This window comes from Qipengyuania sp. L-5Y (assembly GCF_056859455.1).
In genome coordinates this window covers 55,340-74,658 of record NZ_JBSXOM010000021.1, presented here as the reverse complement: position 1 = coordinate 74,658, position 19,319 = coordinate 55,340, and the positions used below count along the sequence as shown (strand labels likewise).

Sequence of the window (19,319 nt, the reverse complement as noted above, 5' to 3'; positions counted from 1 at the left end):
CATGGCAAACGTCGAATCCGCGATCACCCCCGAAGTCGTCGAACAGCACGGCCTCAGCTCCGAAGAATACCAACGCGTTCTGAACGCCCTCGGCCGGGAGCCCAATCTCGTGGAACTGGGCATCTTCTCGGTCATGTGGTCGGAACATTGTTCCTACAAGAGCAGCCGGCTGCATCTGAAGAAGCTGCCGACCGAGGCTCCGTGGGTCATCTGCGGTCCGGGCGAAAATGCCGGCGTGATCGATATCGGCGACGGGCAGGCCGCCATCTTCAAGATGGAAAGCCACAACCACCCCAGTTACATCGAACCCTATCAAGGCGCGGCGACCGGTGTCGGCGGCATATTGCGCGACGTGTTCACCATGGGCGCTCGCCCGGTGGCGAATGCCAACGCATTGCGCTTCGGGCGTCCCGATCACCCCAAGATGAAGCACCTGGTCAAGGGCGTGGTCTCGGGGATCGGCGGATATGGCAATTGCGTCGGTGTTCCGACCGTTGCCGGCGAAACCAACTTCCACCCGGCCTATGACGGCAATATCCTCGTCAATGCGATGACGGTGGGCGTCGCCGATGCAGACAAGATTTTCTACAGCGCCGCGACCGGTGTCGGCAATCCAATCGTCTATGTCGGCTCCAAGACCGGGCGCGACGGCATTCACGGCGCGACCATGGCTTCCGCCGATTTCGAAGAGGACGCGGAGGCCAAGCGCCCGACCGTGCAGGTCGGCGATCCCTTCACCGAGAAGCTGCTGATCGAAGCCTGTCTGGAGCTGATGGCCACCGACGCCATCGTCGCCATTCAGGACATGGGCGCCGCGGGTCTGACCTCGTCCAGCGTGGAGATGGCGACCAATGGCAAGGCCGGCATCCGGCTCGACATGGACAGGGTTCCTTGCCGCGAAGAAGGCATGACGCCCTATGAAATGATGCTGAGCGAAAGCCAGGAGCGCATGCTCATGGTGCTCAAGCCCGGCAAGGAAGAAATGGCTGCGGCCATCTTCAAGAAGTGGGAACTGGATTTCGCCGTCATCGGGGAAGTGACCGATACACGGCACATGGTGCTCGAATTCGGCGGCGAAGTCGTGTGCGACATCCCGCTCGGCCCGCTAGCCGCGGATGCGCCGGAATACGACCGCCCCTATATCTCGAAGGACGAATACACCGATTGGGCCGGTATCAAGCCGATGACCGAGCGGCCCGATACCGACGATGTCGGCGGCGATCTGATCAAGCTGCTCGCATCGCCCAACCTCTCGTCGCGCAGGTGGATTTCCGAACAGTACGACAGCCAGGTTGGCGCGGACACGCTGCAGACCGGCGGCGATGCGGGTGTGGTGCGGGTTCACGGCACGAAGAAGGCGCTGGCGATCAGCACCGACTGCACGCCGCGCTATGTCTTCGCCGATCCCTATGAAGGCGGTAAACAGGCCATTGCGGAGGCGTATCGCAACCTCTGCGCGGTCGGGGCACGCCCGCTGGCGGTGACGAACTGCCTCAACTTCGGCAACCCGCAGCGCCCGGAAATCATGAGCCAGTTCGTCCATGCCCTCGAAGGTATGGGCCGCGCCTGCCGCGTGCTCGATTTCCCGATCGTGTCCGGCAACGTCAGCCTGTATAACGAAAGCAAGGCGACCGGCGGCGGTAGCGCCATCCTGCCCACGCCCGCCATTGGCGGGGTCGGCCTGATCGGCGACTACGACAAGATGATGACCATGCCCTTCAAGGCCGAAGGCGAAGCCATCTATCTCATCCGCGCAGAACATTGGGCGACGCCCGATCCGGAGCGTTCGCATCTGGGCAAGTCGCTCTGGCTCAGCGAAATCCACGGCCGCGACGAAGGGCGCACACCGCCGACGGACCTCACGGTCGAAAAGAACGCCGGCAAGATCGTCCTCCAGCTTATCGCGGATGGCCTGGTCAGCGCGGTGCACGATGTTTCCGACGGCGGCCTTGCCGTCGCTCTGGCGGAAATGGCCATGGCTGGCGGGATCGGTGCCGACGTCGAATGGCACCTCGATTACACGCAGGCGCAGTGGTGGTTCGGCGAAGATCAGGGCCGCTACATCGTTACCGTGCCGGATACGCAGGCGCTGAATGAAGCGCTCGCCAAGGGAACGGAGAACGAGGACACGGCCTCGATCGGGTTCAGGCGGATCGGGAAGACGGGCGGCGATACGCTGTTTGGCAAGACGATCGCCGAACTGAAGGCGGCCCATACCTCGTTCTTTACAGAGTGGATGGAAGGCTGACGGTCCGCATCGGCATAGGGGGCTGGACGTATGAGCCCTGGCGCGGCGTCTTCTATCCCGACGGGCTGGTCCAGCGGCGGGAGTTGGAATACGCCGCGCAGCATCTTACTGCGATCGAGATAAATGCCACCTTCTATGGCCGGCAGAAGCCGGCCAGCTGGCGCAAATGGGGCGAGGCCGTACCGGAAGGTTTCCAGTTCACCGTCAAAGCCTCGCGCTATTCGACTGCGCGCAAGGTTCTGGCAGAAGGCGCTGATTCGATTGAGAAGTTTCTCAATCAGGGGTTTACCGAACTGGGCGACAAGCTGGGACCGATCCTGTGGCAATTCGCGCCGACCAAGCAATTCGAGCGAGACGATTTCGCCCGGTTTCTGGACCTCATTCCCGATAGCCAAGACGGCGCTCCGCTGCGTCATGCCCTTGAAATCCGGCATGAAAGTTTCGAAGATCCAACATTCTTCGAGCTTGCGCGCACGCGGAACATGGCGGTGGTTTTTGCCGATAGCGATGAATATCCTTGCATCGACGAGGCGACGGCGGATTTTTCCTATGCCCGGCTGCAACGCACTGAAGAATCAGTGGAAACCGGTTATGATGACAAGACTCTGGATGCGTGGGCCGACAAGGCGCGCGGGTGGTCCAAGGGCGGGCGCGATGCCTATGTGTTCTTCATCGCCGGCGCGAAAGTGCGCAATCCGACAGCGGCACGCATGCTGATCAAACGTATGATCTGAGGGCCGAACACCCCGCCATACAGAATGATGGCCTGCCGATCAGGCAGAAACGAGCTCCGGTTCCTGTTTCTGGGCGAGCAGATCGTAGGGATCGATGCCTTCTTCGCGCCAGATGCGGTGGCATTCGCGATACCAATGCGGTTCCGGGATGCGGAGTTCGGCCCTTGCCTGCTCGAGATTCTTGACCAGCAGTTCCCGGATCGAAAGTTCGACAAGCGGCGGGCAGGCCTTGCCGGTGCGATGAGCCTGGCGAACGGCCTTCATTACCGGCGCCCGGCTCTTCACGAGTTTCTTGAGATGCAACGAGCCTGCATAGCCCAGCAGGAGATGGCCCTGGCTCGGGCTCTGGCCGTGGGTGAACAGCAGCACGCATTGTTCGCCGAGGGCATCGCGGCCATAGCCGGTCAGCACATGCATGAGATCGTGGGTGTCGCGCTGGCGGAAGCCGAACCACTGGACCAGATCGTCATAGACCGGCCGCCCTGCCTTTTCGAATTCCGCGACGAGACCGGCGGCCGAGAGACCTTCGCTTTCCATGAAATCGCAATAGGCATGCGCGACCGAACCGGCCGGAGTTTTGCGCAGGGCATCGTGATCGTCGAGGATGGGAGGCAAAAATGGTTCGCTGCGCCGTAGAGCATCGCCATGCGGGCTGAGCGTCAGCGCGCGCACACGCGGGACGAACTGCCTGGAAGGCAGCGCATCGTAAATCCTGAAGACTTCTGCCGTGTTTTCCTTGTCCTTCAGCAGCTCGCGAAAATGCCGCACTGCTGCCAGCGGGCGATAGCGGGACCGAGGGCGAGTCGGATGGCGCAAGGGCGTGCCGTCAAAGGCAGTTTCCAGATCGATTGCGGCGGGAGACGTTCCGGTCATGCCGCCGGTTATAGCCGATCGGTCCTTCAAAGAAACTAGCCCCTTCGCTGGGGGAAGGCGCGTACCGGTTAGCCGGCAGCGAAATCCTCCACCCACTCGCTTTCCGGAATACCGAACAGCCGGAGTATAGCGGTGAGGTGTACACTGTTGATCCGTCCATTGGCCGCATCGCGGGCCCTGGGCTTGGCGCGATAGGCGATGCCGTAATCCGCAGCCTCGATCATGGGAACGTCGTTGGCGCCATCGCCCGTAGCCAGAACCCGCGCGCCTTCGCCGAGTTGTGCGCGTTCTTCTTCCAGCGTTGCGAGTTTGGTCGACGCATCGCTGACGGGCCCTGCAAGCAGACCGGTCAGCTTGCCGCCCGCGACACCGAGACGATTGCCCACGACCCGTTCGAAACCGAGATCTTCGGCAATGGGATCGGCAAAATGATGGAAACCGCCGGTGACCAGAACGGTGCGGCATCCCTTGCTGCGTAGCGTGGCGACAAGCGTGCGCGCGCCATCGACCGGCCGGATGCGTTCGGCCAGACAGCGGTGGATCGCGCTTTCTTCCAGCCCTTCGAGCAAGCCGACGCGTTCCTTGAGAGCGCTGCCGAAATCGAGTTCGCCCTGCATCGCCCGTTCGGTGATCGCGGCTACCTTGTCCTTCAGCCCGGCGAAGTCTGCGAGTTCATCGATACATTCCTGCCCGATCATGGTGGAATCCATGTCGGATACGAAGAGGCGTGGCACTTCGATTTCGTGATCGGAGATGAGCAGATCGCAATCGCCGAAATATTCGGTCAGGATTTCCGCCAGCTGCCCGCCGTCGCCATGCGGGAGCGAAAGCTGGAGCACGTCGCTGCAGAAATCGAGCATGCCCGCCATGGCCACCGGCATATCCGCCGCTGCACAGGCTTTCATTGCCGCGTCGAGGCGTGTTTCCACGCCGTCCATGTCTGCTATCAGCCGGGCAATGAGCACCAATATTTCTCCCGATTTGAAACCGGTCGCGCTCATCGCAGGGCCGACCGCCAGCGGCAAGAGCGATCTCGCGGTGAAGCTGGCACAGCGCCTCGGTCGCGAGGGACGCCATGGCGTCATAATCAATGCCGACAGCCAGCAGGTCTATCGCGACCTGCATATTCTGTCGGCGCGGCCCACCGAAGACGAGATGGGCGGGATCGAACATCGGCTGTTCGGAACATGGGACGGTGCCGAGCCCTGCTCTGCCGCCAACTGGGCCGATGCCGCCAAAGCCGCGATAGAGGAAGTGCACGCCGCCGGCAGCGTGCCGATCCTGTGCGGCGGGACCGGGCTGTACATGCGCACATTGCTGGACGGCATATCCCCGATCCCCGCGATCGATCCGCATGTGCGAGAAGCGGTGCGCCAGCTTTCGACCGAGGACCTGCGCGCCCGCCTGGTCGAGGAGGACCCGGAGGCCGCCGGACGTCTTGGCCCGCGCGACAGCCAGCGGATGGCCCGCGCGCTAGAGGTGGTGCGATCCACCGGCCATCCGATGATCTACTGGCAGGACCGCCAGTCCGGAGGGATCGCCGGTGAAATCGCACTGCACCCATTGGTATTGCTGCCGGAGCGCGAGTGGCTGAATGCCCGCTGCGACCTGCGGTTCGAGCGCATGCTCGACAAGGGGGCGCTGGCGGAAGTGGAGGCGCTGCTGGCGCGCGATCTCGACCCTGCCCTGCCCGTCATGCGCGCCATCGGCGTTCCGGAGATCAAGGCATTGCTTGAAGGAGATCTATCGCGCGCTGAAGCTATCGCCGCTGGCCAGCTTGCCACGCGCCAGTATGCCAAGCGCCAATATACATGGTTCCGCAATCAGCTGCCCCAGTCGTGGCCGAGGGCGGATAACAAAACTATCGCTGACAACGATTTTTTGTTTCTTTATTTCAATAAGGCGGTTGACCGTGAAATACGGCCCGCCTATCTGAGGCGTTGTCGGCCCGGCGCTTCAGACCCCAGCGTCGGGCCGATTTGTATCTTATGAAGACCCGAACGGGTCGGAGGTTGACGTGAGTATCGAGCGCAGCGGCGCAGCAATCCTGATCGAATGTCTCAAGCGGCAAGGTGTGGAATTCGTTTTCGGATACCCCGGCGGCGCGGTGCTGCCGATCTACGACGAGCTATTCGCGGACGACGGCATTCGGCATATTCTGGTACGTCACGAAGCGGGCGCCGCGCATGCTGCGGAAGGATACGCCCGTTCCACCGGCAAGCCCGGGGTGGTGCTGGTAACCAGCGGGCCGGGCGCGACCAATGCCGTCACCGGTATCGCCGATGCCTATATGGATTCGATTCCCATGGTGGTGATCACCGGACAGGTACCCACGGCGCTGATCGGGACCGATGCCTTCCAGGAAGCGGATACGATCGGTCTGACGCGGCATTGCACCAAGCACAATTACCTCGTGAAGGACCCCGAGCGGCTGGGCGCGACCATCGAGGAAGCGTTCCGCATCGCCACATCCGGCCGACCCGGCCCCGTGGTCGTCGATATTCCGAAAGACGTGCAGATCGCCTTGGCGAGCTGGGACGGTCAAGACGAAAGCCCCCTTCCCTCGCACCGCTATCAGCCCCGCATGGTGGGCGCCGCCGATGAAATCGCGGAGGCGGTCGAGATGCTGGCCGGGGCAGAACGCCCGGTATTCTATACCGGCGGCGGCGTGATCAATGCCGGCCCGCGGGCGACCCAGTTGCTGCGCAAGCTGCAGGACATGACGGGCGCACCGGTTACCAGCACGCTGATGGGACTGGGCGCGTTCCCCGCCGACCATCCGGACTGGCTGGGCATGCTGGGCATGCACGGCACATACGAAGCCAACATGACCATGAACCGGGCCGACCTGATCATTGCGATCGGGGCCCGCTTCGACGACCGCGTGACCGGACGGCTGGATGCCTTCGCGCCCGAAGCGAAGAAGGTTCACATCGATATCGACCGCGCGAGCATCAACAAGATCGTCCCCGTCGATCTCGGCATCATCGGCGACTGCGCCCATGTGCTCGAACAGATCGTGGAAGCCTGGGGCAATCGCAAACCCCGCGACCTGTCCGAATGGAAGGCGCGCATCCTGGGCTGGAAAGCACGCGACTGCCTGGCGTATCCGGAGCGCGGAAGCGACCAGATCATGCCGCAGAAGAGCATCGAGCGCCTGTTCGCGCTGACGAAGGACCGCGATCCGATCATCACCACCGAAGTGGGCCAGCACCAGATGTGGGCGGCACAGTATTTCCGCTTCATGCAGCCGAACAGGTGGCTGACCAGCGGCGGTCTGGGCACGATGGGATATGGCCTGCCCGCCGCGATCGGCGCGCAACTGGGCAATCCCGACAGCCTGGTGATCGATATTGCCGGTGAAGCCAGCATCCAGATGAACATCCAGGAGCTGGGCACGGCCAGCCAGTATCGCCTGCCGGTGAAGATCTTCATCCTCAATAACGAGTACATGGGCATGGTCCGCCAATGGCAGGAACTCACCTACGAGAGCCGCTATTCCAACAGCTATTCCGACAGCCTGCCCGATTTCGTGAAACTTGCGGAAGCCTATGGCTGGAAAGGCATCCGCATCGAGGATGAAAGCCAGCTGGATGCGGGGATCGAGGCCATGCTGGCGCATGACGGCCCGGTGATGGTCGATTGTCAGGTGGCCAAGGAAGCCAACTGCTTCCCGATGATCCCCAGCGGGGCGGCGCACACCGACATGCTGCTTTACGGAGACGAAGTGGGCGGTACCATGGATGATGAAGCGAAGGCGCTGGTCTGATGGGAATGCAGCAGAAAATACCGCCGCAGTTTGCGGATCGCGCAGAACGGCGCGTGTGGTTCACCCGTGACGATGCCGACCGGTTGCTGAACTGGATCGAGGATAACGGCCAGCGTTTCCTGGGCATGGAAGTCGCGGAAAAGCAGGACGACGAAGCCTGGGTCCTGCTGCCCGACACGCTCGACCTCAGCCGCCAGACGGATAATTTCGAAGCCGTGCGGCGCGGCCGCGATTTCCTGCGCGACTACGACGGCGAAGGGCGCATGTTCGAACCCCTGTGGCAGGATCGCGAACAATGAAGATCGCCATGCAGGCCGCCGAGCGGCACGTTCTCAATGTCATCGTCGACAACGAGCCGGGTATCCTGGCCAAGATCACGGGCATGTTCACTGCGCGCGGGTACAATATCGACAGCCTGACCGTGGCCGACATTTCGGAAGACCACGCGATCAGCCGGATCACCATCGTCACCAACGGCCCCGAGCCGGTGATCGACCAGATCCGCGCCCAGCTCGAACGGCTGGTGCCGGTGCACAAGGTGATCGACCTCACGGAAAGCGGCGCCCATGTGGAACGCGAACTGGCGCTGGTGAAGGTGGCCGGGAAAGGCGACAACCGGGTCGAGGCGCTGCGCATTGCCGAACTGTTCCGCGCCAATGTGGTCGATACCACGACCCGCAGCTTCGTCTTCGAACTCACGGGTTCGCCCGACAAGATCAACAGCTTCATCGCTCTCATGCGCGAACTCGGCCTCGTCGAGGTCGGTCGTTCCGGGATCGTGGGCATGATGCGCGGTCCTGCACAGGACTGACGCCAAAGTTTTCAAGAGGAATCCAATGCAAGTTTATTACGATACCGATTGCGACACCAACCTGATCAAGGACAAGAAGGTCGCCATTGTGGGCTATGGCAGCCAGGGGCATGCCCATGCGCAGAACCTGCGTGACAGCGGTGTCGGCGAAGTCGTCATCGCGCTGCGCGAAGGATCAGCGACGGCAAAAAAGGCCGAGGGCGCAGGGTTCACGGTGAAGACGGTATCCGAGGCCGCGGAATGGGCCGATGTGCTGATGATCCTTGCCCCGGACGAGCATCAGGCCGCAATCTACGCCAACGAGGTCGCAGGCAAGATGAAGCCGGGCAGCGCGCTGGCCTTCGCTCACGGGCTCAACATCCATTTCGGCCTGATCGATCCTCCGGCCGACGTCGACGTGATCATGATCGCGCCCAAGGGCCCGGGTCACACCGTGCGCGGCGAATACATCAAGGGCGGCGGCGTGCCCTGCCTGATCGCGGTGCACCAGGAAAGCGAGCAGTCGGGCGGCCAGGGTTATGCGAAACAGCTCGCCCTGTCCTATGCCAGTGCCGTGGGCGGCGGGCGTTCGGGCATCATCGAAACCGACTTCAAGGAAGAATGCGAGACCGATCTGTTCGGTGAGCAGGCCGTATTGTGCGGCGGTATCACGCACCTGATCCAGGCGGGTTTCGAAACGCTGGTGGAAGCGGGATATGCGCCCGAGATGGCCTATTTCGAATGCCTGCACGAAACCAAGCTGATCGTCGATCTGCTGTACGAAGGCGGCATCGCCAACATGCGCTATTCGATCAGCAACACGGCCGAATACGGCGACATCAAGACCGGCCCGCGCATCATCACGGACGAAACGAAGGCCGAGATGAAGCGGGTGCTGAAGGATATCCAGTCGGGCCGGTTCGTGAAGGATTTCGTGCTCGACAATCAGGCCGGCCAGCCCGAACTCAAGGCAAGCCGCAAGGCCGCCGAAGCGCATCCGATCGAGCAGACCGGGGCGCAGCTTCGCGCCATGATGCCATGGATCGGCGCGAACAAGCTGGTCGACAAGGACAAGAACTGACGGATCGGGCGCAAGCGGGGCGCTGCGGGGTTACCCCCGTGTGCCTTCTTGCGCCCTTCCCACGCGATGCGCACACTCCGGCCCGGATCTGCAACAGGAGACTGCATCAATGACTTTCCCCATCAAACTGCGCCACGCATTGCCGCTTGCCGGCGGACTTGCCCTCGTTCTGGCCGCCCCGGGTTTTGCCGACGATGCCCCCGCCATCCCCGGCCAGGTCGATGTCTCGCGCGTCACGGCCGGCACCTATGCGACCGATCCCGGACACACGCTGGTAAGCTGGCGGCTCAACCACTTCGGCTTCAACGACTATTTCGGCCTGTTCGGCGACATCGAGGGGACGCTGCAGCTGGACCCGGCGAACCCTGAAGCCGCCAGCCTCGACGTGACCATCCCGATCGCGGACGTGACCGTCGCATCCGCCGGCCTCAAGGACCACCTGCTCAGAGCGGGCAAGGACGGCGGCGAACCCGATTTCTTCGGCCCCAACCCCGATGCCGCGCGCTTCGTTTCGACATCGGTCACCCGCTCGGGCGAAACGGGCGCCACCATCGTCGGCGACCTGACCATGAACGGCGTCACGCGGCCCGTCACGATCGCTGCCGAATTCACCGGCGCAGGGGCCAACCCCATGAGCAAGAAGGAAACGATCGGCTTCGAGGGGACCACGACGATCAACCGCAGCGATTTCGGCCTGTCGACCTTCGTGCCGATGGTATCGGACGAGGTCGAACTGACGATCAGCGCCGCGTTCGAAAAACAATGAAAGACAGGCGCGTCCATGGCACCGGGTCATGGACGCGCCCGCTTGCCCGCCACACTAGCCGGGCCGATCGATCGTCATGAAGCTTCGCGATTGTCATAATATCGGCGATTTCAGGGCGCTTGCCGAGCGGCGTCTGCCCTGGCCGGTATTCGATTATATCGACGGTGCGGCCGACGATGAGATCACGAAGGCACGCAACACCAGCGCCTTCGACGATGTTGATCTAGTACCCGATGTTCTCGCAGGTGTGGGCGATATCGACACGTCCTGCATGATCATGGGGCGCAGGAGCGCCCTCCCCCTCATGCTGAGCCCAACTGCGCTGCAGCGCGCGTTTCACCGCGATGGCGAACGCGCGGTCGCATTGGCCGCGGAGAAATTCGGCGTGTGGTTCGGCATATCCAGCCTTGCCACTCACTCCATCGAAGAGATTGCAGCGCTGACGGGCGGGCCCAAGCTGTTCCAGCTCTACGTGCACAAGGACAAGGGGCTGAACGCCAGCATGATCGAGCGGTGCCAGGCGGCGAAGTTCGATGCGCTTGCGCTGACCGTCGATACAATCGTGTCCGGCAAACGCGAGCGGTGCCTGCGATCAGGCTTCACCACGCCGCCCCGCTTCACCCCGAGCGCGCTGTGGAGTTACGCCACGCGCCCGCGCTGGACGATGGATTACGTCTTCGGTCCGAAATTCCGCCTGCCCAATCTCGACGGCTATGTGCAGGAAGGTACAGGCAGGCCCGTAAGCATCCAGGATTATTTCAACACCATGCTCGATACGAACATGGACTGGGATACCGCCGCGCGGATCCGGCAGGATTGGGGCGGCCCGTTCGCGCTCAAGGGTATCATGAGCGCTGCCGACGCGCGGCGGGCGGTTGAAATCGGCGCCGATGCGATCCTGATTTCCAATCATGGCGGTCGGCAGCTCGACGGCAGTCGCGCGCCGTTCGACCAGCTTCGCGAAATCGTCGACGCGGTCGGGGGCGAGATCGAGATCATTCTCGATGGCGGGGTCCGGCGCGGGACGCACGCCCTCAAAAGCGTGGCGGCTGGCGCAACCGCCGCATCTGGCGGGCGGCTTTATCTCTACGCACTGGCAGCCGCCGGTCAGGCTGGCGTGGAGCGCGCGGTGAATATCCTCAAGGAAGAGATCGAGCGGGGGATGCGGCTGATGGGCGTCACGTCGCTCTCGCAACTGACGCCGGACAGGCTGCGCTGGCGCTAACCTTCGGTCGCCTTCTTCGATGCCGCTACCACGCGGGTCATATCCGCCAACAGGATTGTGCTGGTAGCCTTGGCCAACACAGTGCCATCCGTTTGCTTCAAGTGCCCTTCGTAGAAGCTTGTGCGCTTGCCGTGGCGCTCGACCCAGGCTTCGGCAATGACCAGGCCAGGCCGCGTCGGCGCGAAAAAGCTGACCTTGAGTTCGAGCGTCATCGGCACGATCCCCGGCCCGTTCTTCGCGATGGCAGCATGCGCCATGGCCGCATCGATCCACCCGCTAATGAAGCCACCCTGCACTACACCGCCTGAATGGCATTGCTCCCGCTTCGCTTCGTATTCGAGAGTTGCCCGCCCTTCAGGATCGGTTTCAACGATGCGCACCAGCCCCATCGTTTCATAAAGCGAATGCGCTTCGGCCATTGTCTGTCCTTGTGGATGAGAAATATAATTTCTCGGGATGCCCAAGACTGTTTTTCTTTACAACCCATACATCCTTTCGCATAGCGATGCGCATGAACGGCGCACTCGGCCTTATTCTGCGACTTACACGCCCTTGGGCGTGACAGCTTGCGTGCCTGCCCGGGTGCGCTGAGCGCCCAAGGGACGAAGTTTCACCCGCAAGTTTCCGCAAGATCCGAGATTTTCCAGATGTCCATGCTCCGCGACCCGAGCACCAAATATTCGCCCTTTCCGCAGGTCCCTCTGACCGACCGGCACTGGCCGACGCGCACCATAACGGCCCCACCCCGCTGGCTGTCGACCGATCTGCGCGACGGTAATCAGGCCATCGTCGACCCCATGGACGCGCACAAGAAAACCCGCTTTTTCGATCTGCTCGTCGACGTTGGCGTGAAGGAAATCGAAGTCGGGTTCCCCAGCGCAGGCGCGACCGAGTTCGATTTCATTTCCGGCCTCGTGAAGTCGGGCCGGATCCCCGACGACGTGATGGTCCAGGTACTGACGCAAAGCCGTGAAGACCTGATCCGAACCAGCTTTGCCAGTCTGACCGGCGCGCGGGCGGCCATCGTTCACCTGTACAATGCCGTCAGCCCCGCTTGGCGCGAAGTGGTGTTCAACATGACCCGCGATCAGGTGCGGGACATCGCGGTTCAAGGCGCAAAGGTGATGCGCGATGAGGCAGGTCGTCAACCGAATACGGATTGGCATTTTCAGTATAGTCCGGAAACCTTCTCGACTGCCGAACTCGATTTCAGTCTCGAGGTTTGTGAAGCGGTTATGGATGTACTGGCCCCGACGCCGGACCATCCCATAATCCTCAACCTGCCTGCAACAGTCGAGGCGGCCACCCCGAACATCTACGCCGACCAGGTCGAATATTTCATCCGCAACCTGCCCAATCGCGAAAGTGCGGTGATCTCTCTTCACACCCATAACGATCGCGGCACCGGCGTCGCGGCAGCCGAATTGGCACTGATGGCAGGCGCAGACCGGGTCGAAGGATGCCTGTTCGGGAATGGAGAACGCACCGGCAATTGCTGCCTCGTGACAATGGCGCTGAACATGTACACGCAGGGCGTCGATCCCAAGCTCGACTTTTCAGACATCGACGGCGTTATCGAGACCGTCGAATATTGCAACGAACTGCCCGTCCATCAGCGCCATCCCTATGGCGGCGAGCTGGTCTATACCGCCTTCTCCGGCAGTCATCAGGACGCCATCAAGAAAGGGTTCGCAGCGCTCGAAACACAGAATGATCCGCATTGGCGCGTACCATACCTGCCGATCGATCCCGCCGATCTGGGCCGCAGCTACGAAGCCGTGATCCGCGTAAATTCGCAATCCGGAAAAGGCGGGTTTGCCTGGGTTCTGGAACAGGATCAGGGTCTCAAGCTGCCCAAGAAGATGCAGGCCGATTTCAGCCCGCATGTGCAACGCATGGCGGACCGTCTGGGGCGCGAACTCAATGCCGCCGACATCTGGGAGGCCTTCAGGACGGCCTACCATGTCCAGACGCGCCCAAAGCATTTCCAGTTGGTCGAATACGAAGAGCGTCGGGCAAGCGACGGAACCCGCCTCTTCACAGGCACGATCGCTGTGGAAGGGCAGGAACAGACGGTGTCGGGCCGCGGCAACGGGCTTATTTCATCGGTGGTGAGCACGATCGAGGACGCTTTCGGACTGAGCCTGGAAGTCGTCGATTATACCGAACACGCTCTGACGACCGGACGCGACAGCCGTGCGGCGGCCTATCTGGAATGCCGTACTGCCGAGGGACGCACGATCTGGGGCTGCGGGATCGACGAGGACATCGCAACGGCCAGTGTTCGAGCCGTGCTCAGCGCGGCCAATTCGGCGGTTGTGCCGACCTAGCGGATAGCGCGCAGAGGCGATGCGGGCAGGTCGTTCGTGTCCGCTGGCACGAAATGCCCCATGTGCTGGGCAAAGCGCAGACAATTGCGGCCGGCAGCCTTTGCCGAATAGAGCGGGCCGTCGGCCGCCTGCATGGCCATCGACGAACTGCACCGTTCTGATATCCGCGCGATACCTATGCTGGCAGTGACGTTGAAATGTCCGCCGTCATTGTCGGCCATCACGTTGCGCAGAATGGCAAGACGCAGGCGCTCGCAAATGATGGCCATGTTATCAACAGCCGAGCCGACGGCAACCAGCCCGAATTCTTCGCCGCCTATGCGAGCAAAGAAGCAATCGTCGCTCGCACTGTCACACATGATTCCAGCGACCTGCTGCAGCACTTTGTCTCCCACCGCATGTCCATAGGAATCATTGATCGCCTTGAAGTGATCGAGATCGATCAGGGCGAACCCGAATGGCCTTTCGTCGGCAAATTCGAGCTGCTCTTCCAGCACGCCGAGAAGGGCCCGGCGATTGGGCAGGCCTGTCAGCACATCGGTTCGCGCTTCCCGAGATATCTGGATTTCAGCGAGCTTGCGCTCGGTGACGTCGCGAATGGTCACGACAAAGGTCGGGGCCTGCTTCCTTGCAGGTTCGATGGCCCGCAATTTCGCTTCGAGCCAGCGTGTCTGTCCACCCCGCTCGACCGAGCGTTCGATGATTTCCGTTTGGCCTGGACATCTGGCAGCCAACGCGAGCGCATCGACGACAATCTTGCGGTCGAACGTACCGAAGAACGCTGCAAGATGCCGACCTTCGACCGCGTCGTGCCCGCTCAGCCGCGTCGAGGCCGGCGATGCGAAGCGGATCGTTCCGCTTTCATCCAGATGGAGGAGAGCATCGTCGGAATGATCGGCAATCAACCGTTGCATTGCTTCCCGGTTGACCAGTTCCTGCATGAACCGCTGTCGCTGCTTGAGCGCCACGGCTAGAGGAAACGATATCAGCAGGAGCACGCTGAGGTAGAACTGAACGAACAGGACTTTCTGCCACAGTGCGAGGTGGAGTTCGGCAAAGACACCGACATCCAGCCCGAGCGTCACGGCCGAAAATGCCGTTATGATCAGGACGGTGATCGATGCACCGAAGCGACCGAAATGGTAGCTTGCCAGTACCAGCGGTACGATCGGCAAAAACAGCGACGGCAATGTCGACTGAAGAAGAGCACAGGCTGAAATTGCCAGGGTTAGCAGGACGACGGCGGAGAAGGAGAACACTTTCCCGACTTCTCTGACCCGCATGACCAGGGGCTCACGGTACGACGTCAGCAGCAGGGCAAGCGGCATTACCAGCAGGGTGCCGAGGCCATGACCCACCAGCCATGAGAAAGCGTGAAATTGTGCGCTTCCGCCCACGATCTGCGTGACCAGCAGCCCACCGGGAATGGCCGCCGCGAACGGGCCCACAACTCCTGCCAGCAATCCGAGCCATACGATCCCGCGCTCGCTTTCGATATAGTCGCGCTCAGGCCGGATCCGCACCAGCAGCCAGGCAATGAACCAGGCTTCGAACACATTGATCAGCGCCAGAGGAAAGGCCCAGACTGGTCCGAACCCGAAGAGGCTGGTCGCAGCTGTGCTCATCATGGTGAGAAAGGCAGCGGCCATGAAGTGCTGGTCGCGCGGCAGGGCCAGGAACAGCGCCGAAGCGATCGCAGTTCCCAGCCACACGAAGGCCAGGCCACCCGTGAAGCGGGTCCAGAAGATCGTGCAGCAGGTAACGGCAAGAAAGAGCGTTCCGTAGGCCACGATACGCATCGCGGCGCGCATAGTTCGATCCGCAATCGCCATGAGCGTCTGGATACAGTCCGGCAGTTAATCGCGCGAAGGGAAGCATATTGGTGAGATCACGTAGTCGGCCGCGATCCTCACCACGGCGTCGAACCAATGGGCGAACCAATTGGACGGACTCGCCAATTTCGCTTGTCAGGGCCGTGCCACTTCAGGTTTACATCGCTGCAAAGAAGAAAAGGGAAGAGGCTGACGATGACCGAAGACATTCTTGAACCCGATTTGCCGATCATCGATCCGCATCATCATTTATGGGATTTGCGGCCCCTGATCCCGGCATTCCCCGAACCGCGACACGATTTCATCGATGCCATCGCCGGGGCAGCTTACTACACCTTCGACGAACTGCATTCGGACACGCATAGCGGCCATAACATCATCGGCACCGTGTTCATGGAATGCGGTGCCTTTTACGACGCAAATCGCGGCGACGCGATGAAACCCGTGGGCGAGGTCGAATTCGTGAACGGCGTGGCGGCACAGGGCGCGAGCGGGCTCTACGGCGATTACCGGCCTTGTGCCGCAATCATCGGCCATGCCGACCTTACACTGGGCGAAGCAGTCAATCCGGTGATCGAAGCGCTGGTTGCAGCTGGCAACGGGAGGTTCAAGGGGATCCGCCATGCAGGCGCCTGGGATGCCGATGCAGAGGTCCTCGGACCTCCGTTTCACGCTCCGGAAGGTCTTTACGGATCGGATGCCTTTCGCGCCGGCTTTGCCGCTTATGCCGAGCACGGACTGACTTTCGATGCCTGGCTGCTCGAGCCGCAACTCGGCGATGTGCTGGAGCTGGCAAAAGCGTTTCCCGATCAGCAGATCGTTCTCGACCATTGCGGTACGCCGCTCAACATTGCCAGCTATCGCGGAAAGCTGGACGAACGCTTCGACACGTGGCGCGCATCGATCAACGCGATTGGCGAATGCCCGAATGTCGCGGTAAAACTGGGCGGTCTTGCCATGGCGTTTTGCGGCATGCCCGAAGACGGACCTGCAGCAGGCGATGGGTCAGAAAAACTCGCCAAAATGTGGCAGCCCTATATCGAGACTTGCATCGAAGCTTTCGGCACAGACCGGGCGATGTTCGAATCGAATTATCCCGTCGACCGGTGGGGCGCGAGTTATCCGGTGTTGTGGAATGCATTCAAACGGCTTGCTCAAGGTTACAGCGCCGAGGAAAAGAGTGCGTTGTTTGCAGGCAATGCCGCGCGCATTTACGACATCGAGCACATTCTTCCCGCCGCTTGACGTTTACGTAACGTCACCCTCGACAACGGGACGAAGCCGCCATAACCCCTCCTCGATCACACGAGAGAGGACCTACCGCCATGACCCTGCCCGCCCCCTTCGACAAGCTGCGCCTGCCGGTCATCGGCTCGCCGCTCTTCATCGTATCGGGTCCGGAACTGGTCATTGCGCAATGCAAGGCGGGGATCATCGGGTCTTTCCCCGCGCTCAATGCCCGCCCGCAAACCCAGGTCGACGAATGGCTGCATCAGATCACCGAAGAACTGGCCGCACATAATCGCGACAATCCCGATCGTCCGGCGGCGCCCTATGCCGTGAACCAGATCGTGCACAAGTCGAACGACCGGCTCGAAGCGGACATGGCGACCTGCGCGAAATGGCAGGTGCCCTTGGTCATCACCTCGCTCGGCGCGCGCGAAGAGGTGTTCAGCGCCGTCAAAGGCTGGGGCGGCATTTCCATGCACGACGTCATCAACGACCGGTTTGCGCGCAAGGCTATCGAGAAGGGTGCTACCGGCCTCATCCCCGTGGCAGCGGGCGCGGGCGGCCATGCAGGTGTCCTCAGCCCGTTCGCGCTGATGCAGGAAATACGCGAATGGTTCGACGGGCTGGTGGCCCTGTCTGGCTCGATCGCGCATGGGCGCTCGATCCTGGCGGCCCAGGCGCTGGGCGCGAATTTCGCTTATATCGGATCGCCCTGGATCGCCGCCACCGAAGCCAATGCCGACGAACGCTACAAGCAGGCAATCGTGGAAGGGCGTGCCGACGGCATCGTTTATACGAACCTGTTTACCGGTGTGCATGGAAACTATCTGCGCTCGAGCATCGAAGGCGCCGGCCTCGATCCGGAAAATCTTCCGGTCAGCGATCCGAGCAAGATGAACTTCGGCAGCGGGGGCAATACCAAGGCCAAGGCCTGGAAAGACATATGGGGTTCGGGTCAGGGCATCGGAACGGTCACGAAAAGTGCGCCGGTCGAAGAAACCGTCTCCCGGCTTGAACGCGAGTATCAGGCGGCCAAGACGGAACTGGCGAAAACTATCGGCTAACGGGCGCGCGCCGCAACTGCCAGTTCGGCAGATTTTGGTGCGGGTCTCACGCCAATGGTTGCCGTCCGATCATCCGGTTCAAGTCGGATTACGCAGCCATCCTCCAGCCAGCGGTCTTCCGCAACATCGGGGGCGCCGTAGCCTGCCAGATCGTGGGCGATGCTCGCAGCCATACGCATGGCAGCGGCGTCGTCATTGCAAAGATCTTTGTCGATGACGAGCTCCCGTCCGAAGAGGAAGGTCAGTCCATCGGTTCTCCGCGTACCGTCCGCTTCGCTGTAAAGCCCGAACAGGCCGGGCGCGGGAATTTGCCCGCCGGCCAGCCAAGCATTGACCGCATCAATGAACGTCGATGCTGCAATCGCAGTTCTGGCGGGCGTCCAGCACACGGCGCGCACCCCGTCGATACGTTCCGCAAGCTTTATGCCGAGACTCAGCATCGTGCGGATGACGGGCAAGGCATTTGCGCCGCCTGACAGATGCGGCGCCGGATAAAGGCCCATCACATCACAACCCGACAGATCTTCAACGCGACAATCGAATGCATAGTGGATGCGCGGAGGAGAAATCGGAGCATCCGATGCGAGGCCATGGATATCGAATGTCAGGCCATCGACAATGACTTCCACAATTTCCGAGGCATTCAATATGCGGGGAATGCTCACATCGGCACGCGGTATATCCGCTATCATTCTATGCAGGGCGTCACGATCGGGCCGACCGCCCGGATCGAGCAGCAGCAGGAGACCCGGCAGGGTCGATTGTCCCGCTTCATCGTAAGACGCTTCTTTCACCGCTCGATCCCCGTTCGATAAATTGTCAGAAAATACCCTGGGCGAGGCCTTCCGCCATCGCTTCGCCCATTTGCCTCGCCTGCTCGATGTCGCATTGGGCAACAGTCTTTTCGGCCAGAATTTCCTCCGGTTCCTGCGCGTCCGTATTCACGATCCAGGCCTCGGTCGCACGTTTCAGCCGCCATCCAGTTGCGATACGGTCGATCTGGCGCTGCGCCCCTTCGCCATCCGACCCGGCGGCGATGATGGTTGCATAGGGTCGCCCTTCGATCTGCCCCAGAACGGGATAATAGCAGCGGTCGAACATTTCTTTCATCGCGCCGCTCATGCTGGCGAGATTTTCAGGACAACAAAAAAGATATCCGCCGGCAGACAGCAGGTCGGCGGGGGCGCAATCTTCTGCGTGCAGCAGCACGCCGCCCTCGCCCGCACCGTCGGCAGCCGCTCTGGCCAGTTGTTCGCTGGTGCCGGTCCGGCTGTGCCAGACGATGAGGAGGGATCCGGTAGACATTCGCACAGCATCGCCAGCGCCTGTAGATTGTCAATGCATGCACCTTTCGCATCGTCGGCCGACAGAGTATTG

The 19,319-nt window shown here is 61.6% G+C and carries 18 protein-coding genes; 12 read left to right on the top strand and 6 right to left on the bottom strand.

Going from position 1 to position 19,319, the window contains the following annotated elements:
* Position 1 precedes the first annotated feature (1 nt).
* The gene (purL, locus tag AC13F2_RS03480) at positions 2-2,248 is read left to right on the top strand and encodes a phosphoribosylformylglycinamidine synthase subunit PurL (protein WP_482965200.1); all 2,247 of its coding nucleotides are present in this window, start codon (positions 2-4) and stop codon (positions 2,246-2,248) included.
* Positions 2,233-2,982, top strand: a complete 750-nt coding sequence (locus AC13F2_RS03475) for a DUF72 domain-containing protein (protein ID WP_482965199.1) — start codon at positions 2,233-2,235, stop codon at positions 2,980-2,982. The genes purL and AC13F2_RS03475 overlap by 16 nt, the downstream gene beginning before the upstream one ends.
* Before the next feature lie 39 nt (positions 2,983-3,021).
* Here the strand turns inward: AC13F2_RS03475 and AC13F2_RS03470 are convergent, their stop codons facing one another.
* Both AC13F2_RS03470 and serB read right to left on the bottom strand, forming a co-directional pair.
* The gene (locus AC13F2_RS03470; protein WP_482965228.1) at positions 3,022-3,855 is read right to left on the bottom strand and encodes a Coq4 family protein; all 834 of its coding nucleotides are present in this window, start codon (positions 3,853-3,855) and stop codon (positions 3,022-3,024) included.
* A gap of 68 nt (positions 3,856-3,923) precedes the next feature.
* Complete coding sequence (serB, locus tag AC13F2_RS03465; RefSeq protein ID WP_482965198.1) at positions 3,924-4,820, bottom strand: phosphoserine phosphatase SerB; 897 nt, start codon at positions 4,818-4,820, stop codon at positions 3,924-3,926.
* On the opposite strand from serB, the gene miaA reads away from it, so the two are divergent.
* The 7 genes from miaA (at position 4,813) to AC13F2_RS03430 (ending at position 11,486) form a co-directional block, all read left to right on the top strand.
* On the top strand, positions 4,813-5,847 hold the full coding sequence (miaA, locus tag AC13F2_RS03460; RefSeq protein WP_482965197.1) for a tRNA (adenosine(37)-N6)-dimethylallyltransferase MiaA: 1,035 nt from the start codon (positions 4,813-4,815) through the stop codon (positions 5,845-5,847). The genes serB and miaA overlap by 8 nt on opposite strands.
* Positions 5,848-5,872: 25 nt before the next feature.
* Positions 5,873-7,624, top strand: a complete 1,752-nt coding sequence (gene ilvB / locus AC13F2_RS03455) for a biosynthetic-type acetolactate synthase large subunit (protein ID WP_482965196.1) — start codon at positions 5,873-5,875, stop codon at positions 7,622-7,624.
* Positions 7,624-7,923 (top strand): hypothetical protein, encoded by a 300-nt coding sequence (locus tag AC13F2_RS03450; RefSeq protein ID WP_103023380.1) that lies wholly within the window; start codon positions 7,624-7,626, stop codon positions 7,921-7,923. Before ilvB ends, AC13F2_RS03450 begins: the two co-directional genes overlap by 1 nt.
* Positions 7,920-8,435 carry an acetolactate synthase small subunit gene (gene ilvN, locus AC13F2_RS03445; protein ID WP_482965195.1) on the top strand — a complete coding sequence of 172 codons (516 nt, stop codon included), beginning with the start codon at positions 7,920-7,922 and terminating at the stop codon, positions 8,433-8,435. The genes AC13F2_RS03450 and ilvN overlap by 4 nt, the downstream gene beginning before the upstream one ends.
* A 25-nt stretch (positions 8,436-8,460) precedes the next feature.
* The gene (ilvC, locus tag AC13F2_RS03440) at positions 8,461-9,495 is read left to right on the top strand and encodes a ketol-acid reductoisomerase (protein ID WP_196846244.1); all 1,035 of its coding nucleotides are present in this window, start codon (positions 8,461-8,463) and stop codon (positions 9,493-9,495) included.
* A gap of 109 nt (positions 9,496-9,604) precedes the next feature.
* The gene (locus tag AC13F2_RS03435; RefSeq protein ID WP_375245558.1) at positions 9,605-10,261 is read left to right on the top strand and encodes a YceI family protein; all 657 of its coding nucleotides are present in this window, start codon (positions 9,605-9,607) and stop codon (positions 10,259-10,261) included.
* Positions 10,262-10,337: 76 nt separating this feature from the next.
* A complete protein-coding gene (locus AC13F2_RS03430) occupies positions 10,338-11,486 on the top strand; it encodes an alpha-hydroxy acid oxidase (protein ID WP_482965194.1) in 1,149 nt (382 codons plus the stop codon).
* Here the strand turns inward: AC13F2_RS03430 and AC13F2_RS03425 are convergent.
* Positions 11,483-11,905 carry a PaaI family thioesterase gene (locus AC13F2_RS03425; protein ID WP_482965193.1) on the bottom strand — a complete coding sequence of 141 codons (423 nt, stop codon included), beginning with the start codon at positions 11,903-11,905 and terminating at the stop codon, positions 11,483-11,485. The genes AC13F2_RS03430 and AC13F2_RS03425 overlap by 4 nt on opposite strands.
* Before the next feature lie 228 nt (positions 11,906-12,133).
* Between AC13F2_RS03425 and leuA the strand changes: the two genes are divergently transcribed.
* Positions 12,134-13,816, top strand: a complete 1,683-nt coding sequence (gene leuA / locus AC13F2_RS03420) for a 2-isopropylmalate synthase (RefSeq protein WP_482965192.1) — start codon at positions 12,134-12,136, stop codon at positions 13,814-13,816.
* Here leuA and AC13F2_RS03415 read toward each other — a convergent pair.
* On the bottom strand, positions 13,813-15,615 hold the full coding sequence (locus tag AC13F2_RS03415) for a sensor domain-containing diguanylate cyclase (protein WP_482965191.1): 1,803 nt from the start codon (positions 15,613-15,615) through the stop codon (positions 13,813-13,815). The two genes, leuA and AC13F2_RS03415, sit on opposite strands and share 4 nt — an antisense overlap.
* 228 nt (positions 15,616-15,843) lie before the next feature.
* Between AC13F2_RS03415 and AC13F2_RS03410 the strand changes: the two genes are divergently transcribed.
* Both AC13F2_RS03410 and AC13F2_RS03405 read left to right on the top strand, forming a co-directional pair.
* Positions 15,844-16,893, top strand: coding sequence for an amidohydrolase family protein (locus tag AC13F2_RS03410; protein ID WP_482965190.1), 1,050 nt, complete (start codon positions 15,844-15,846; stop codon positions 16,891-16,893).
* An 80-nt stretch (positions 16,894-16,973) separates the two neighbouring features.
* Positions 16,974-17,942 (top strand): NAD(P)H-dependent flavin oxidoreductase, encoded by a 969-nt coding sequence (locus AC13F2_RS03405; RefSeq protein WP_103023371.1) that lies wholly within the window; start codon positions 16,974-16,976, stop codon positions 17,940-17,942.
* On the opposite strand, the gene AC13F2_RS03400 is transcribed toward AC13F2_RS03405, so the two are convergent.
* Together AC13F2_RS03400 and AC13F2_RS03395 are read right to left on the bottom strand one after the other, a co-directional pair.
* On the bottom strand, positions 17,939-18,736 hold the full coding sequence (locus tag AC13F2_RS03400; protein ID WP_482965189.1) for a hypothetical protein: 798 nt from the start codon (positions 18,734-18,736) through the stop codon (positions 17,939-17,941). The genes AC13F2_RS03405 and AC13F2_RS03400 overlap by 4 nt on opposite strands.
* 25 nt (positions 18,737-18,761) lie before the next feature.
* Positions 18,762-19,247: a flavodoxin family protein gene (locus AC13F2_RS03395; RefSeq protein ID WP_482965188.1), complete on the bottom strand. Its 486-nt coding sequence runs from the start codon at positions 19,245-19,247 to the stop codon at positions 18,762-18,764.
* Positions 19,248-19,319: the final 72 nt, after the last annotated feature.

Bases quoted from the DNA above. Each gene is read 5' to 3' on its own strand.
- purL (WP_482965200.1), top strand. From the start codon at position 2: ATGGCAAACGTCGAATCCGCGATCACCCCCGAAGTCGTCGAACAGCAC.
- AC13F2_RS03470 (WP_482965228.1), bottom strand. From the start codon at position 3,855: ATGACCGGAACGTCTCCCGCCGCAATCGATCTGGAAACTGCCTTTGAC.
- miaA (WP_482965197.1), top strand. From the start codon at position 4,813: ATGAGCACCAATATTTCTCCCGATTTGAAACCGGTCGCGCTCATCGCA.
- AC13F2_RS03450 (WP_103023380.1), top strand. From the start codon at position 7,624: ATGGGAATGCAGCAGAAAATACCGCCGCAGTTTGCGGATCGCGCAGAA.
- ilvN (WP_482965195.1), top strand. From the start codon at position 7,920: ATGAAGATCGCCATGCAGGCCGCCGAGCGGCACGTTCTCAATGTCATC.
- ilvC (WP_196846244.1), top strand. From the start codon at position 8,461: ATGCAAGTTTATTACGATACCGATTGCGACACCAACCTGATCAAGGAC.
- AC13F2_RS03435 (WP_375245558.1), top strand. From the start codon at position 9,605: ATGACTTTCCCCATCAAACTGCGCCACGCATTGCCGCTTGCCGGCGGA.
- AC13F2_RS03430 (WP_482965194.1), top strand. From the start codon at position 10,338: ATGAAGCTTCGCGATTGTCATAATATCGGCGATTTCAGGGCGCTTGCC.
- AC13F2_RS03425 (WP_482965193.1), bottom strand. From the start codon at position 11,905: ATGGCCGAAGCGCATTCGCTTTATGAAACGATGGGGCTGGTGCGCATC.
- leuA (WP_482965192.1), top strand. From the start codon at position 12,134: ATGTCCATGCTCCGCGACCCGAGCACCAAATATTCGCCCTTTCCGCAG.
- AC13F2_RS03415 (WP_482965191.1), bottom strand. From the start codon at position 15,615: ATGCGTATCGTGGCCTACGGAACGCTCTTTCTTGCCGTTACCTGCTGC.
- AC13F2_RS03410 (WP_482965190.1), top strand. From the start codon at position 15,844: ATGACCGAAGACATTCTTGAACCCGATTTGCCGATCATCGATCCGCAT.
- AC13F2_RS03405 (WP_103023371.1), top strand. From the start codon at position 16,974: ATGACCCTGCCCGCCCCCTTCGACAAGCTGCGCCTGCCGGTCATCGGC.
- AC13F2_RS03395 (WP_482965188.1), bottom strand. From the start codon at position 19,247: ATGTCTACCGGATCCCTCCTCATCGTCTGGCACAGCCGGACCGGCACC.